The sequence below is a fragment of the Pseudoflavonifractor sp. 60 genome (assembly GCF_009911645.1).
Taxonomy (GTDB): Bacteria; Bacillota; Clostridia; order Oscillospirales; family Oscillospiraceae; genus Lawsonibacter.
In genome coordinates this window covers 1-14899 of record NZ_QWKI01000176.1, presented here as the reverse complement: position 1 = coordinate 14899, position 14899 = coordinate 1, and the positions used below count along the sequence as shown (strand labels likewise).

Here is a 14899-nt window from a genome sequence, read left to right as displayed (position 1 = left end):
GAAGAAGAAACCGCAATCAGTGGAGGTCAGCCCACATGGAATTCCACTTGTCCATGATGGCGCTCTTGTTGCTGGCCAGATAGTCGAAGTCCAGGTCCACCAGGCCCAAGGTGCTGTCGTCGGGCAGGCCGCACAGGGACAGGTCACACTGGCCGTTGGAACCGCGGCCGGCGGAGACGGACGCACGGGCGTCCTGGAACTCGGCGGAGGACAGCAGGTCCATCATGGCCTTGGCGGCGGGCAGGTTGGGGGCGTCCTTCACGATGGCGGCGCCGCCGGCCATGGCGGTGTTGCCCTCGGACATATAGACGCACTTCACATCGGAGGCGCCGTCGTTAATGAGGGCGGCCACCGTGGACTCATAGGACAGGCCGGCCACGTACTCGCCGTTGATGACCAGGTTGTACACGTCCTTGGAGGAGGTGGTGGAGAAGCTCAGGGGCATCAGCTTGGAGATATAATCCCAGCCCTTGTCGTCGTCAAACTTGTCACCCATAACCGCCAGGATGGTCTGGACCTGCCGCCAGCCGGAGGAGGTGGCGTCGGGAGCGGCCAGAATGATCTTGCCGTTGAGGGCGTCGTTGATCAGGTCGTTATAGCCGTTGATGGTGACGCCCAGTTGGGACTCCAGGGCGGTGTTGACGATCAGGCACATCACCTGGACATCGTAGAAGGTGTAGTAGCCGGCGGGGTCGTGGTAGAGCTGCTCCGCGTCGCAGGCGGCGGTGTAGGGCTGAAGAATGTCGTGGTAGGTGTCGCCGTCCGCCGCGAACATGCCGCCGATGACCACGTCGGCGTCGCACTGCTCGTCGCCGCGGATGCGGGTGGCCAGGGTGCCCACGGAGTCGGCCTGGATCTCGATCTCACAGTCGGGATAGTACTTGCTCCACAGGTCCACCAGGACCTCCTGCTGGGTCTCCTCCATGGTGGTGTAGACGGTCACCTTGCCGGTGATGGTGGAGGGGTCGCTGACGTAATAGGGCAGCTGGCTGCCGGATGTGGCAGCACCTCCGGCTCCTCCGGAATTGGCAGGGGACTGGGCGGGGGGTGTGCTGCTGCCGCCGCCGGACGCGCCGCCGTTCCCGCCGCCGCAGGCGGTGAGGGAGAGTGCCATGGCCAGAGCCAAAAGCAGAGATACATACTTTTTCATCTTAATTTCCTCCTATTTTTTTATAATAATGTTTCCCCAAACATTATTGGCAAGAACCTACATCCGGACGTTGTCCAGATCCGTAAAGTGGAGATAGACGATCAGACACAGCACCGTCAGCGCCATGGTGATGGTGGCAAACACTGCGGCCACGCCATAGGTGCCGTTGACAATGGCGGCGTAGGTGCTCAGGGTCAGGGTGATGGTGCGGTTGTTGTACAGAATGACGCCGGAGGACATCTCCGTAATGATGGATACAAAGCTCAGCACCGCACCAGAGATGATGCCGCTTCCCATCATAGGGACGGTAATCTTGACGAAAGCGGACAGGCGGGGAGCACCCAGGCTCAAAGCCGCCTCCTCGATGGAGATGGGGATTTTCATCATAGCCGCCGTGGCCGAACGGCTGGTAAAGGGCATTCGCCGGATCGCCAGGGCAATGACCATAATACCGATGGTACCGGTAAAGGCCAGCGGTTTGCGGGAGAAAGCCAGGATCAGGGAGATACCAATAACTGCGCCCGGCATGATATAGGGCAACATGGAGATGGTATCAATGGTGTGATTGAGCACATTGCTCCGGCGGACCACCAGGTAGGCGATTAAAACGGCAATGACAACGATAATGGCCAATGTGATAACGCTGATGAGCAGGGTGTTGCTGATGGAGCGGGTGAGCAGCTTCTGCATAGCTTTTTGGTAGTTTTTCAGGGAATAGCCGGGCTGGAGAATGGTATTGTTGTAATTACGGAAGGACATATTGACGATGTAAAGCTGGGGAAGCATAGCCACGCCTACCAGGACATAGCAAAATCCGTGCATTAGGAAGCCGCCGACACCTTGGGGCTTCTTGGGGTCAATGGGATGGAGAGAGTTGATGGTAAACTTAAAGTGGCTGGTGGCAACCTTCTGGATGATGAAGATCACAGCGGTCACCACCACGGCAATCACGCTGGTAGCGGCGGCAAAGTGATAGTTGGAGCCGTTTTCACCCAGAAACTGGTTGTAGATCAGTACAGGGAAGGTGCTGTAGCCCCGGCCAATCAGCGCCGGGGTCCCGAAGTCCGCAAAGGAGCGCATGAACACCAGCAGTGCGCCAGCCAGAATGGTGGGCATGGTCAGCGCCATGGTGACCCGCTGAAAGCGGTCCAGACCCTTGCAGCCCATACTCTCAGCGGCCTCCAGCAGGGAGTTGTCAATATCCCGGAACGCACCGTTCATATAGATTACAATCAGAGGAAACAGCTTCAATACCTGAACAAACACGATACCGCCAAAGCCGTAGATGGAGACGGTGGGCAGCCCCAGAGAGGCGATAAACTTGGTAATCAGACCGGAATTGCCCAGCAGCAGGATCCAGGCGTATGCGCCGATAAACGGGGCAGACATGGTACACAGCAGGCACAGGATCAGCAGGACCTTGCGCCCTTTGAGGCGGTAGAAGGAATAGAAGTAGGAGAAGGGAATCCCAATCAGCAGAGAAAAGACCGTGACCACAAGGGCAATCTTTACACTGTTGAAGATGGAGACATAGTAGTAGGACTTGCTGAAGAATTCCTGAAAAGCGTCCAGGGAAAAGATGCCGTCTGTATACACTGCCTCTATGAGAAGGCGGCCGATGGGATAGACCAGAAAGAACAGGAAGAGCGCCAGCAGGCAGAGAGAAACGACGCTCCAGATGTCAAACCGCGCTTTTTGGGTACTCATATCCCCACCTCCGGAAGCTCAACGCTATTTTTCACGCCGGTCATCAAGCTCAGGGAGGTCTCCTTATCAAAGACGTTGACCTTTCCGGCGTTAATGGTGAGGACAATGGAGCTGCCGGGCTGGATGATGGAATCGATCTCGGATTCCTGGATAATCTCCACCTCCTCGCCACTCTCAAGCTGGGCAAAATAGTGGGTGTTGGGGCCCAGGAACACACTGTCCCGCACAATCGCTTTCAAACCCTCCGCTGTCTCGCCGGCCCGCCATACCTTGAACTCCTCTGGACGGATTGAGAGGGTCACCTCTTTATGGCCCACAGCGTCGGGGCGGATGGTGTGGAAGGGGAGGCGGTAACTGCCGCAGACAGTGATACAGGCCTGGCCCTTTTCCTCACTCATCTGGCCGGTAATCAAATTGGTCTTTCCAATGAAGGTGGCCACAAACACGTCGGCGGGGCGCTGGTAAATATTTTCCGGCTTGCCGCAGTGATGGATCACGCCGTCCTTCATGACGGCAATCCGGTCGGAAATGGCCATTGCCTCCTCCTGGTCATGGGTCACGTAGACGGTGGTAATGCCCACCTCATGCTGAATACGCTTGATGATGGTACGCATCTCAACCCGCAGCTTGGCGTCCAAGTTGGAGAGCGGTTCGTCCATCAGCAGAACATCAGGCTCAATGACCAGGGCCCGGGCCAGGGCAATCCGCTGCTGCTGTCCACCGGAGAGCTGCTCCGGCATCCGGTCGGCATAGTCGTCCACATGGACCAGCTTCATAAACTTATCGGCCTCTTGGCGCATCTGATCCTTGGGCATATTCCGATACTTCAAGCCGAATTCCACATTTTTGCGCACAGTCAGATTGGGGAAAATGGCGTAGTTCTGAAACACCATGCCAATGCCGCGCTTGCCGGGTTCCACGTTGTTGATCTCCTTGTCATTGAAGCGAAAGGAACCGCCCTCAATGCTGTTAAACCCGGCAATCATGCGCAGAAGTGTGGTTTTTCCACAGCCGGAGGGCCCCAGCAGGGTAAAAAACTCCCCGTTGGCGATCTTCACAGACAGGTCTGGAATGACAGTCAGATTGCCATACTTTTTGATTGCATGTTCAATAGAAATGGTAACACTCATAAATACTTCCCCCAGCATCCATAAAATAAGTAGTTGTCAACCGACCGGCGAAGAAGATGAAACAGACGCCTTTTAAAAAGCTAGTCTTTGATTGTTTCCATTATACACAAAAGAGGCCCCCTTCGCTACCCAATATTTCATCCAAAAAGCCAAAAAAGAAAACGAAATTTTGCCGCCTGCCTGCATGACGCCCCCCGCTGAAAAATGTCAATTACCCTCTCCCCTCCCCTCAGGCAATTGCAAAATCCTCCCATTTGTGATATAATACAGTCCATCAAAATATGTTCGAATCAGGAGGAATTTTCAATGAGCAGACGCCTGCGTACTGTCCTCATTGCGGCCCTCTCTCTGGTGTTTGCCGCAAGTCTGGGTGGCGTGGTCTGGCACGAGCTTGACCAGCGAAAGGGCGAGGCGGCCAACCAGGAGGCGGAGGTCCTGGTAGGTGAGCCCGACTTCTCCGCTCTGCCGCCGCCCACGCTGACTCCCCTGCCGCCGCCCCAGGAGGAGACGGAGGAGACAGAGGAAAAGGAGCCGGTGTACGTAGACCCCTACGCCGACGCCCTCCGTGACATGGATTTTTCCGCACTCCAGGAGATCAATCCCGACGTGCTGGGCTGGTTCCTCATTCCGGGGACGGACATCTCCTACCCGCTGCTCCAGGGCCGGGACAACAACCAGTACCTCCGCCGCAGCTGGAAAAAGGAGTACAGCCGGATGGGCTCCATCTTTCTGGAGAGCCAGAACAGCGACAGTCTGGAGGACTTCAACACCATTGTCTACGGCCACCGGATGCGCAACGAGACCATGTTCGGCAAGCTGAAGTACTTCAACGCACTGAGCTACTGGCAGGACCACCCCTGCGTCTACATCACCAACGGCAGCGGGACCCGCAAGTACAACATCTTCGCCGCCTACGAGGTCAGCGTCACTGGCCTGACCTACCGTATCGGCTTTGACAGCAGCCAGGCAAAGCAGGAATACATCGACTGGTGTCTGTCCCAGTCCGTCCTTGATACAGGGCTAACGCCCACGGTGGACGACAAAATTCTTACGCTGTCCACCTGTTCCGGCGACACCACCTACGCAACCCGGTGGATCGTACAGGCCTACATGCCCGCCGCCGTCCCGAAGGAAGCGTCCCAGCCGTCTGAGGCTCCGCAGGAATAAAAAACGAGGTATCCGAAACCGGATACCTCATTTTTATCACGTATTTTCCTTGCGGTTGGTGACCATCAGCAGCACGATGCCACCGCCGCTGAGGACGGCCAGCGCCAGCCACAGCACCACCGCGCCGGAGTCGCCGGTCTGGGGCGGCATACCCTCCAGGGGCACGCCCTCCTCCAGGATTTCCTCCTCCGTGGGACGCTCCTCCAGGGGGACCTCGGAGTCAGGGATATCAGTCACCTCCAGGGGGACATTGGGGTCAGTGATATCCTCGGTAGGCGGAGTGGTGGGACCGCCCGGGTCGCTGGGCCCGGTGGGGTCCGTGGGGCCGGGAGGCGTGGGGGTATCGGGGCCAGGATCAGGGTCAGGACCGGGGTCGGGCTCGGTCTCGATGGTGTCCGCGTAGAAGACCCAGTCGATGTAGGCCGCCGCATTGGCAAACTCGTTGCCCATGGTCAGGGCCACCTCCAGGTCCACGTTCAGCTCCACGCTCATGCCCGGGGTGAAGGTGCCCAGCAGCACGCCCTCCAGGCCAGTCCCCTCGCCGATACTCACGCCGCCGATATTGGCGTCCGCGGTCTCACCGGCTGTGGCTCTGCGGCTCACCCGAATGTTAAGTTGGTCCAGGAAGCCGGGGGTGGAGCGCTGGATCGTATGGGCGCCGCCCTCGGGAGTCTGCGCCTGCGAACATTCCCGGGCGTAGAGGAAGATACGGTAGTTCTGGCTGTTAGTGGGGGCGGCGTTGACCCGGATGGTCTGCCGCAGCGTATCGCCGGGCATGACTCCCTTGAAGTCCAGGAACAGGTCGTTTTGATCGCCGCCGTTGATGGCAAACCGGGCCTGCCCCCCCGACTCGGAGAGGGTTACGCCGCTGTCCAGCGCCAGGGTCTGCGCGGCAAGGGCTCCGTTCGCCATACTCACCACACATACCGCCGCCAGGAGGGCGGTCAAAACGCGGGAAACTTTTTTATTCTTCATGTTCTCCGCCTCCTTTTAGTTGGCCTGGGGCTCGACATCGGGAATTGTCCACGCCCAGCCGGCATCTTTTAGCGCATTCTCCGTGGCCTGGACGGATTGGCTCAGAATGGTGACCTGGAGTCGGGCGCCCGCAGGGCCCTGGTCTTGGATAGGCTTACAAGAGGTAATCAAAACCGGAGATGTTGTTTCTGCTTCCACAACATCACGGCAATACCAGTAACTGTCGCCACCTTTCAGCCATCCATTCTCGTTATAGCTGATGAGGTACTCCAACTGCTCCTTCGGGGTCTCCACCAAAAGATTACCCTGGCTGTCAACCCAATTGACCACCACTTTTGCCCGGACATAGACGTCAACATTACTGCCTGTGTTGTCAAAGGCCACATTTTTCTTTTCCTGCTCATTGAATGTCTCGGTGACAGTGGTGGTCACTTCGCCAGGCTGGAAGGTGTTCTTCACCTCTTGAGTCTGGAGGATGATGTAGGCCAGCGTGCCGCCCACGGAGACTGACAGGACCATGACCAGCGAGAGCACCAGCAGCGCCGCGCGCTTGGTCATATGTGGGGTCTTCTTGGTACATTTTCCATTATACATAACTGGTCACCTCCTTAAATCCCTTCATCTTGCTTCTCAGGAAGAATTGCGTCAAGGGTGATACGGGGCTCAATCGTCTTGTTCACACACAGGAAGGTGTTCACTTTGACGTCCTCGTTGGACAGCCACTTGGTGTTCGTCAGCTTGTTGGTAATGATAACGGTACCAGACTCGATATCACCGCTCCGCAACTGAACCGGTTGCTCATCCCCGCCCTGAACAGTGTACCGCCAGGACCAATTACCGTCCTCTGTGACTGTGTAAGAACCTACGGGCAGACCGGTGATTGTCTTGGAGCCTGCACCAGTGATGAAGATTTCGGTGTTCACAGTCTCGGCCAGGGGGTTGCCAGTACCTTTGATGGTAAACAGGAAGCTGTCCGTGTTGCTGTACACAGCACCATCAATCATCTTTGTTACAGTCAACTCACGGGCCTTCACGTGGACGTAGAAGCGGTAGATATCCTCGGCGGGCATCTTGGGATTGAGCGTGCTGGGCGCATCCAAGTTGCAACCCTCGTGGTTCCAGTGGAAGGTAACGCAGTTGTTGATGTTGTGCGGAGTAGTCGCACCGGCGGGGATGTACTCTGTCATGTTGCCAACCTTAACCTGAACTGCAACAGGAACAGCTTCATTGTTGAAGTATTGTTTATCATACAGTTTGGAAGTGTCAAGGCTATAGCCTGTAATTGTAACATTGGGCTTGATGTTCTTATCAGGCATCACCAAGTTTGCGTAGTCAACCAATGTACCAGGATAAGTCCAATTAACGGAGTAGAGCTTAGCACCGTCCTTCTCGAAATTAAAGGTTGTCGCATCCTCACCCTTATAAGCCTCAGTATCGATGAAGGTGATTTCAGGCTTGAACACGTGGACCAGGAACTCGCCGGCATCATTGGGGAGTGTGGTCTGGTTGAGTTGAATGTCATCACAGCCCTTGTGGGCGAAGTTCACAACATCCTGGTTCAACTTTGTCCCGTCCGCACTACGATGCTGAATAGAGGTATCCATGGTACTGAACTTGACACTCTCCACGAAAGCGTAGTAGTCACGAACGATGTGGTTTTCATGGCCCAAAGCCTTTACACGTCCCTTAATTTCATAGGTCAATTCGGGGGCAACGCCTTCCATTTCCACATTTGTACTTGTACTAAGCGTCTCGCCGTGTTTCCATACTACTGTAGCATTCTCGCCATTGTCGTTCAAGTTGGGCTGAACTGTCAAATAGGTCCGCATATCAGGGAAGGTAACAGTGGGGGTGTAGACATTGACGGTAACAGCGGCCTTAGCCTCGGTGCTCTTGATTTGCGCTGTGCCTGCACTGGAAGGATCAGCGGGCTGGCTAGGCTCCAGGTAAGCCGTGACTTCCACGTTCTTGTCCGTCTTGTAGTCGTAATCACCCAGAGGACTGCCGCTGCTCATATTCAGCTTAGGATTGTTGCCCTCCTTGGCGATATAAGCGATTTGCCAGGCCTCAACGTTCGCATCCTTTAGACTCACCAGGGTCTTGCCATTCAAAGCGTTACTGTCGCCGTAGTACACATTCCACTCACTGCCTTCCAGCTCGGGCGTATGTAGGGGAACGTTGGCTGTGGGGGAAGTATTTCCAAGGCCAACCTCGGGCTTGTCGCTGGTAGAAGTCATAAAGACGCCGGATGTATTCATGTCGTTGGTAGGTACGTTGTTGCCGCCCCAGAAGTCATCCTCAGCCTTAATGGGAATCTCAATAACCAACTTTTCTCCGTAGTAGTCGCCAGTGGGGTTTTCACCGTTGGGGTCACGGCCCGTCTCGGCAATGTACTTTTCATTGAAGTTAAATCCAGAAGCATCCACTACTTTTCCATTCGCCGTCACAGTATAAGACCCGGTTGTCCTGCTATCATCAAATGTTCCATTTGCAGTGTATGGAACACCATAGGCCTTCAAACCACTTGCATTACTGGTATTGACTTCAAAGTAAGGGCTGATTACATCGCGGACAACCGACTGGGCATTCAGTTGAACCGTGGTGCCGCCAGCACCAATTTGGTCGTTTATTTTTTCAAAAATTTTGTCCAAGTCACTAGCGGCAGCAGCTGTCAAATAATACCCCGCTTTTGTATTACACTCGGCATTTTTAGTAATTGTATACTTCTTTCCACTATGTAAAATACCCCAGCCAATCTTCTCACTTTTCAAGCCAACCTCTGTAGCTTTTGGTGCATTATTGGAAAGATAATTCAAAAAGCGGTTACCTGCTGGAACATCTACTTCGGGAAAATCCCCGCCAGGAAAGATTCCCCACTCATCTTTTTCCCAGCTTGAGTTCACAGTACCATCGCATCCGTCACCAAACAATTGCTCAGGATTCGATCCATTAAAAATACCAATTGTATATACTGCGACTCCGCTATTTTTTAGGTTAAGCGCAGAACTAATTGCATTATTGGCTAAACTGACTTCAAATTCAGTGCCCGAGGTCGGAACACCATCGGTAAAAACAATCACAACTTTTTTCCGTTCTGTATTCTGACCGTTGTAATTGTAGTCAGTACCCATCAGTTTCTCAGACTCTCCAACACCTTGATCTATTCTAGTGGCACCACTGGGGCTCTGGGGCAAATCATTTACTACCTTTTTTAGGGAATCCTTCCCTACCCCAACATCAATCCACCCCTGTTTCACCTGGGCACTACTTCCAAAAGTCACAATGGCCATTCTATGGTCAGCAGTACTTGTATAGTTGCTAGCAACTTTGTCAATAAAATTTGACACAGCATTCTTCATAGCAGTTTGACGTCTGTTGGCAACATTACTAGTTGAATTTCCATCAAAATCAAAGGCCATTGATCCAGACTGATCCAGCACTAGGACAATATCCACAGGCTTTATGTTGGTACTCTCAGTTATACTGTAAGTTCCGGTGACATAGGCCTCAATTTTCAAAGTACCAGTCTTTGTGGCAGAATCCCAAGCGGAAAGGATTTTGCTGGTCTGGATTGTGTCATCTTGGCTGTTCATTGCATGGGCTCTTCTAGGAGCACGATAGCTAGTCTCCACCTCCACAGCATGCATCAGAGGACCAGCTTCAGTAAAAGGAACCGATACAGGGGGAACATAACTTGCCTCAGCCAGTGCCTGAATGTGGGCCTCCAGCGCAGCAATCTGGTCCTCCGTCAGGTTCTTTTCCACTGCAATGATTTCTTCCTCGGTGTACTCATCCAGGATAGCCTCAAACTCTTCCATGGTCTGAGCCGCCATCAATCGGTCATACAGGTCCCCCTGCACGCCGCTGGGCAGACTCTCGAAGAAGGCCGCCAGCTCCGCCTTAACGTCCTCGGGCAACTGGTCGAACAGGCTGGCGAAAGCTTCTCTAATGGCATTAAACATGACCTTACTGGTAGCGCCCTTGAGGCTGGAGATCAGCTCATCCATTTTCTGCTGCTTCTCGGCCTCAGCAGCGGCGTTGGCATCGGTGGGAATGGTCTCAGTTTTGGTCTCGCCGCAGACGGAACAGGTAAAGGTGCGCACACCATCCTCGGTTGCGGTGGGCTCGGTGGTGACCACGCCCTCGTCCCAGCTGTGGCCCAGGGCGTCAATAGCCTCTGTCCTGGTCTCGCCGCACAGCTCGCAGGTCATGGTCTTCTCGCCGGTCTGGGTACAGGTGGCCGGGACCGTGATCTCCTCGGTCCAGGTGTGCTCCAGAACGCTGGTGGTCTCGGTCTTGGTCTCACCGCAGGCGGTACAGGTATACAGGACCTCGCCGCCCTGGGTACAGGTGGCCTCCGTGACCGTCTCGCCCTCGTTCCAGCTGTGGGGCAGCATCTCAACGGTCTCAGTCTTGGTCTCGCCGCAGTTGGCGCAGGTATACAGCACCTCGCCGCCCTGGGTACAGGTGGCCTCAATGACGGTCTCGCCGCCATCCCAGGCGTGCTCCAGAGGCTCGATGGTCTCGGTCTCCTCCGCACCGCACACGGTACAGGTCAGCCGCAGGGTCCCGGAGTGGCTGCATGTGGCCACCTCCACCACATCACTGCTCCAGCTATGGCCGGAGGTGGGGATGGTCTCGGTATAGCTGTCACCGCACTCACCGCAGGTAAAGGTCTTCTCGCCGTCGGCGGTGCAGGTGGGGTCAACAGAGGTGGTCTCGCTGTAGCTGTGGACGTGCTCCTCCTCACCGGGCTCAGAGACATCGCCAGGCTCCTCCTCACCCGGCTCCTCCTCGTCAGGCTGGGACGACACGTCGCCGGGTTCCTCTTCGGGCTGGGAGCTGTCGCCGGACTCGCTCTCTTCGGGCTCAGGAATTACCTCGGGCTCGCTCACATCAGACTCGCTGACGGCGATATCCTCATCACCGCCAATACCCTCATCTGCAAGGACCGGCGCAGCCAGGGACACCACAATGGACAGCGCCAGAAGCATGGCCAGCAGTTTCTTTATTTTCATTGTGCTTCCTCCTCTCTACTTACGCCTGGGGGTCGGCGGGCCAGCCCTGGACGTTCAGGACGCCGCCCGCGGGAGTGTTGTTGTCGCTCTGCACCGCCTGGGCGATGACATCGATGGAGTAGGTTTTGCCCACGTAGCTGTTGTCGATCACCGGACCGCTGAAATCGACCCGGGTGAGCAGGGGCTCGGTCTGGATGTTGCTGGGGGTCAGGATGCTGTTATAGTAGTACCAGCCGTCCGCGCCTTGAGTCCACTGGTTGGCCGCGCCGCCCAGGTTCAGCTGGAAGGATACGTCTCCCTCCTTGCGGGCCGCCGGGGTCCCGTTCTCGGTCAGGCTCTCGGCCAGCCGTACCCGGACCCAGCAGTCGGCGGAGGTGTCCACCTTGCGCACCGCCACCACCTTGCTGGCCTGGGTCCCGGGCATGACGGGCATACCGCCCTCATAGACCTCCATGAAATCCTCCAGATTGTAAACCGCGTTGATGCTGTCGGCCGGGTCCCCATCCTGGACCGTTTTGTCCAGCAGCTCAATGCTCACGTTGCCGGAGGTGATCACGTTGTGGGCCGTGACGTCCGCTGTCAGGTAGGCCAGCGTGCTGTAGGCCCCCAGCGTGAGCACCAGGACCGCCGCCGCGGCTATGACGATCTTCTTTCTCAAACTCATATAGGATACCGCCTTTCTGTGTGTTTGTTTCTCTGTCCGGCAGCCGGACAGCGCGCAGGCCGCACGCCAGCGCTCCAGATTCTCCTTGAAGCGCCCGCGTACGGCCTACCCAGTGGGCAGGCCGCCTGGGGTGCTGTTGTCATACTCAAGCTTTGGCGCTGGGCTTGACATCCTTCACCAGTGCCCAGATTGTAGCAATGTCTTCGATGGCCTCGTCGTAGTCATTGGTCAGCCAGTCACGCTGGATGGCGTAGGCCTGGAAGGTGAGCTGCGGGAAGTCTGCGGGCTTCTTCCCATAGGCTTCCATCTCGCTCTTGGTCAGGTTTTCGCTGACTTTGACCACGTTGGAGATCTTCCCCTCCTCGGTGGCCAGAGCCAGGATGGGGTAGAGATAGCCGTCGAAAGAATTTCCCTTCTCGTCCTTGTCAGCGTTCTTCATCAGCTCAACGCCGGGCTCGCTCTTGTTGAACTCTCGATAGTAGACGTTTTTGCTGTTGGGAACCGGCGTCCAGCCATCGGCAATGGTGTACTGGACGGGCTCATCCTTCCAATTGGCCTCTGTTACCTCGACAAAGAGATAGCAGCTCTCACTGCCCTGCTTCACAGCTACTCGGGGGTCCTTATTCAGCTCCGCGCCGGGAACCAGCACATAGTCGTCCCGGGCCTTGACCAGCTCGCCGTCCTTCGTCTCCGACAGGGCGATGGTGATATTGCCCGCCGTAAAGGTGTTCACTACTGACGCGCCATGCTGCAAATAGGCCATCGTGCCCCCGATGATAACGCCGAGGACGGCAGCCACCGCGCACAACACCGCCACAGTCCGTTTTTTCATAGGAATTACCTCCTTTGCCGGGTTAAAAGTTTCCTTTGCCTGTACCGCGCCGACCCTTGCCAGCGCGGTACAGGCTTGCTTTGTTTTAGTCCGCCTTTAACACCGACGCGGATTTTGTGCGGCAAACTCGCCGCTCACCGGTTGGGGTTAAGGTTTGGTGCGGGGATTAATTACTCACCCTGGCTGGGCGCATACTGGCTGAAGAACTTGATAGCCTGCTCACCAGCGACCTGAATAGCAGTAGCACCTTCAATACCAGCCTCAACATCGGCCTCAATAGCCAGCTCAGCCTGGATAGCGAAAGCGATAACACCAATTTTTGCATCCTCCAGCTCAGCCAAGCCTTCAGCATCCAAATCCTTGTTGATGTTTACCTTGGTAAACACGGGCTCCAGATCAACAATAGCATCATCGGTAGCGGCAACTACATTGGTCTCGTGGGCGGCCTTCTCACCAATATACATATAAATCTGCTGGCCATCTGCCAGAGTCTCCACATGCTCCCAAGCTTCCTCATTGATATTCAGAATGCCGTCCTCACCCAGTTGGTTCATCACAGACACAAATACAAAGCTCTCAGCACTGTTAGCCTGAACGTGAACAGTGGGGTCCTTATCCAGCCACTGGCCAGGAAGGATGTTCTCATACTTGTTCTCCGTAACACGGGCACCTTCGGTCGCCTTGCCGTTCTCGTCAATGGGAGCCTCGTCCAGGGTAATCTCGACCTGTCCCTTGGTGCCAACGTTAAAAGTGTTGATAACGCCAGCGCTGCTGGTCAGGTAAGCCAGGGTTCCGGCGGCGGCGATGCTGGCCACCACGGCGATGGACATAGCCAGGGCAAGGATCTTTTTGGAATGCTTCATAATGTACTCCTCCTAAAAATTGTTTTTTATATCCATGTGGTCTTCCACAAAAGATACCGCAGAGTGTTTGCCTTTGTTCTGAAGCCAGGATACTCCCCAAAAGTTTCAGCCGGGTTACACACAGGCAAGTTTTTCTTATTTTGAAAAATTTTTTTACTCGCTTTTTTCTCGCTTCTCAGCGGCCTTTTTATCGGCGGCATCGGCAGCGTCCAGCACATCGGGCAGGAACATGAGCACCAGCAAACACAGCGCGCAGCAAATGGCGATATAGGTCCCGGGGGGCTGGGAAATCCAGTGGGACAGGTTGCCCAGCTGGGGAACGCAGAACATGGGCTTGCCAATCAGATTGGCGTAGAGCACCGGGGAACCGTCTTCCGCGTTATTGGCGTCGCCCTTGGTGCGGAAGTACTGCTCCTCCCGGTTCACCTCAATGACCCGGTGGGTTGCAACCAGGCCCTCATCCAGATAAAAGGTAATGGGGTCTCCCACCTCCACCTCCTGGGGTTGGGCGGCCTTGACATAAATCATGGAACCCACCGGATAAACCGGCTCCATACTGCCGCTGAGCACTGCGTAAGGGGTTATGCCCACGACCCGCACGCCCGCCAGCAGAATGGCCAGCACCACCACCGCTGCAACCAGTAACCAGGCGGCCAGGTTCCATATCTTTTTTAATGTAGGATTCATATCTGTGTACCACACTCCTCCTGTGAAGTCAGCGCACTGTCCATCAGCCATATCAGCTCCAGTACACTGCGGAACTGGGCGTCCATCCGCTTGTCGACCCAAATCAGACTGCCCTGCCAGCTGGCGTTCTGCCGGAACAGTATCCGCAGCTGAAAGGTGGCCAGCTCCTGCGGCGCATCCTCTAAATCCTGGGGCCGGACGCCAACCGCACGGGCCGCGCTGAAGCTCCGGCGCTCCTCCCCCCGCTGGGGCTGGTTGCTCTGGTCCATCAGCTCCTCCATGGTCAGCAGCAGCTGGGTCAGACTGCAAAAGGGGGTCGGCTTCTCCAGCTTCGGGCTGGCTAGAACGCCCCGCAGATTTTTTTGTTCATAGGAAATCACACGGACGATTACCGCGTTTTGGTCGAGAGGGGCGAACTCTGGAGCTCTCACGCCAAGCTCCTCCTTTCTTTTCCTGCCGGGGCTGGCCGCGCCTCCCCAAAGCTTTGCTTCAGCATACAAAAAGAAAGTTTCAACCGGGTTACACCAGAACAATTTTCCATTCTGGCGTTTTGCACAATTTCTCCGTCTCCTGGACGGTAACACGCCACGGCGCGGAACAGAACACCCCCCGTCCTGTCGCCCCTGCGCAGCAGGGCCCATCCCTCGTCCCGCCCGCAGGCGGCCTGGCCCCTTTGAAAAGGGGCTCCGGCGAAGCCGGTGGGGAT

12 protein-coding genes are annotated in these 14899 nt (G+C 55.9%); 1 reads left to right on the top strand and 11 read right to left on the bottom strand.

All coding sequences use genetic code 11. The features are described from left to right. Nucleotides 1–16 precede the first annotated feature (16 nt). Genes D1646_RS18115 through D1646_RS18105 form a run of 3 tightly spaced genes read right to left on the bottom strand, consistent with a single transcriptional unit; the run spans nucleotide 17 to nucleotide 3987 of the window. A complete protein-coding gene (locus D1646_RS18115) occupies nucleotides 17–1150 on the bottom strand; it encodes an extracellular solute-binding protein (RefSeq protein WP_201754751.1) in 1134 nt (377 codons plus the stop codon). A 57-nt stretch (nucleotides 1151–1207) separates the two neighbouring features. Further along, on the bottom strand, nucleotides 1208–2857 hold the full coding sequence (locus D1646_RS18110; RefSeq protein WP_160637807.1) for an iron ABC transporter permease: 1650 nt from the start codon (nucleotides 2855–2857) through the stop codon (nucleotides 1208–1210). Further along, on the bottom strand, nucleotides 2854–3987 hold the full coding sequence (locus D1646_RS18105; RefSeq protein ID WP_160637806.1) for an ABC transporter ATP-binding protein: 1134 nt from the start codon (nucleotides 3985–3987) through the stop codon (nucleotides 2854–2856). The genes D1646_RS18110 and D1646_RS18105 overlap by 4 nt, the downstream gene beginning before the upstream one ends. Nucleotides 3988–4293: 306 nt before the next feature. Here D1646_RS18105 and srtB point away from each other — a divergent pair, with 306 nt between their 5' ends. Continuing rightward, nucleotides 4294–5154: a class B sortase gene (gene srtB / locus D1646_RS18100; RefSeq protein ID WP_160637805.1), complete on the top strand. Its 861-nt coding sequence runs from the start codon at nucleotides 4294–4296 to the stop codon at nucleotides 5152–5154. Between the two features lie 36 nt (nucleotides 5155–5190). On the opposite strand, the gene D1646_RS18095 is transcribed toward srtB, so the two are convergent. The 8 genes from D1646_RS18095 to D1646_RS18060 all read right to left on the bottom strand — a co-directional run bounded on the left by D1646_RS18095 (nucleotide 5191) and on the right by D1646_RS18060 (nucleotide 14624). After that, nucleotides 5191–6129 carry a hypothetical protein gene (locus tag D1646_RS18095; protein ID WP_160637804.1) on the bottom strand — a complete coding sequence of 313 codons (939 nt, stop codon included), beginning with the start codon at nucleotides 6127–6129 and terminating at the stop codon, nucleotides 5191–5193. Nucleotides 6130–6144: 15 nt separating this feature from the next. Beyond that, the gene (locus D1646_RS18090) at nucleotides 6145–6723 is read right to left on the bottom strand and encodes a hypothetical protein (RefSeq protein WP_160637803.1); all 579 of its coding nucleotides are present in this window, start codon (nucleotides 6721–6723) and stop codon (nucleotides 6145–6147) included. Between the two features lie 14 nt (nucleotides 6724–6737). After that, on the bottom strand, nucleotides 6738–11147 hold the full coding sequence (locus tag D1646_RS18085) for a VWA domain-containing protein (RefSeq protein WP_160637802.1): 4410 nt from the start codon (nucleotides 11145–11147) through the stop codon (nucleotides 6738–6740). A 19-nt stretch (nucleotides 11148–11166) separates the two neighbouring features. After that, the gene (locus tag D1646_RS18080) at nucleotides 11167–11811 is read right to left on the bottom strand and encodes a SipW-dependent-type signal peptide-containing protein (RefSeq protein ID WP_160637801.1); all 645 of its coding nucleotides are present in this window, start codon (nucleotides 11809–11811) and stop codon (nucleotides 11167–11169) included. Between the two features lie 145 nt (nucleotides 11812–11956). Further along, a complete protein-coding gene (locus tag D1646_RS18075; protein ID WP_160637800.1) occupies nucleotides 11957–12643 on the bottom strand; it encodes a SipW-dependent-type signal peptide-containing protein in 687 nt (228 codons plus the stop codon). Between the two features lie 170 nt (nucleotides 12644–12813). After that, on the bottom strand, nucleotides 12814–13506 hold the full coding sequence (locus D1646_RS18070) for a hypothetical protein (protein WP_160637799.1): 693 nt from the start codon (nucleotides 13504–13506) through the stop codon (nucleotides 12814–12816). Between the two features lie 153 nt (nucleotides 13507–13659). Beyond that, nucleotides 13660–14193 (bottom strand): signal peptidase I, encoded by a 534-nt coding sequence (locus D1646_RS18065; protein ID WP_160637798.1) that lies wholly within the window; start codon nucleotides 14191–14193, stop codon nucleotides 13660–13662. Then, nucleotides 14190–14624 carry a hypothetical protein gene (locus D1646_RS18060; protein ID WP_160637797.1) on the bottom strand — a complete coding sequence of 145 codons (435 nt, stop codon included), beginning with the start codon at nucleotides 14622–14624 and terminating at the stop codon, nucleotides 14190–14192. Before D1646_RS18060 ends, D1646_RS18065 begins: the two co-directional genes overlap by 4 nt. Nucleotides 14625–14899: the final 275 nt, after the last annotated feature.